This is a genomic window from Sphingomonas endophytica (genome assembly GCF_001476895.1).
Lineage (GTDB): Bacteria > Pseudomonadota > Alphaproteobacteria > Sphingomonadales > Sphingomonadaceae > Sphingomonas > Sphingomonas endophytica_A.
Genome location: NZ_LDTB01000300.1, coordinates 1 through 767 on the forward strand (window position 1 = coordinate 1; position 767 = coordinate 767).

2 protein-coding genes are annotated in these 767 nt (G+C 63.1%); both read right to left on the minus strand.

Features of this window, described 5'->3' with window-relative positions; translation table 11 throughout:
• On the minus strand, window positions 1–277 hold a 277-nt coding region (locus tag NS334_RS17305), incomplete at its 3' end, for a cupin domain-containing protein (protein WP_058757027.1).
• Window positions 274–747 carry a YqcI/YcgG family protein gene (locus tag NS334_RS17310; RefSeq protein ID WP_241492027.1) on the minus strand — a complete coding sequence of 158 codons (474 nt, stop codon included), beginning with the start codon at window positions 745–747 and terminating at the stop codon, window positions 274–276. The genes NS334_RS17305 and NS334_RS17310, both read right to left, overlap by 4 nt.
• Between the last annotated feature and the right edge of the window lie 20 nt (window positions 748–767).

Here is a 767-nt window from a genome sequence, read left to right on the forward strand (position 1 = left end):
AGATCGCACCGCCCTCAAGCGCTTCGGATTGAAGTCGGGTACCAGCAGGCAGAAAGATGGTGTCGCCGGCACCGACGACCCGCTCACCGCCGTCCCAGATGAAGTTCAGCCGGCCGCTGATGATCATCAGGATTTCATCGACCGGATGGGTGTGGAAGTGATGCACCTTGCCGGCCGCATCGTGCTGCAGCTCGACGGAACCCTGGGCCGGGAGCAGGTTCAGGATATCCGGGTCGATGGCAAATTCGGTCTTCGTGCCTGCGATGATCTGGGTCATGCCGCCTGTTCCTTGTTCGCGATCGATGGCGTCTTGTTCTGCGCGAGCTTGGCATAGGGGCAGCCGCCGCCCGCATTATTGTCGTCGTGCAGGAAGTACTGCAGATATTCGCGGCCGTCGGTCGCGCCGTAGCGGCCGAGAAGCGGAGCGGGGCTCGCGCTGTCGTACGGGATCAGGCGTTTGCGCACCTCGGCGAAGGCGGCGTTGGCCGCCTTTTCGGTCCCGAGGATCTTCTCGAACACCCAGCGCGGCTGGAATGTGAGCATGAAGGCGCTGGATCGGCGGCTCTGGCGCATCACATGGGCGGGCGTCGTGCAAACGACGAAGATCGGCTCGCCCGCAAACGAGAATTCCCACATCGGGTGGTCGATCTGTTCCGGAATATCGCTCGGCCACGGATTCTTGTCCAAGCGCGCGAGCTGGTCGAGCGTCAGCCACATCTTGCGATAATAGGCGTCGAGCGTCTGCACCGGGCGGGGCCGCGTGAACA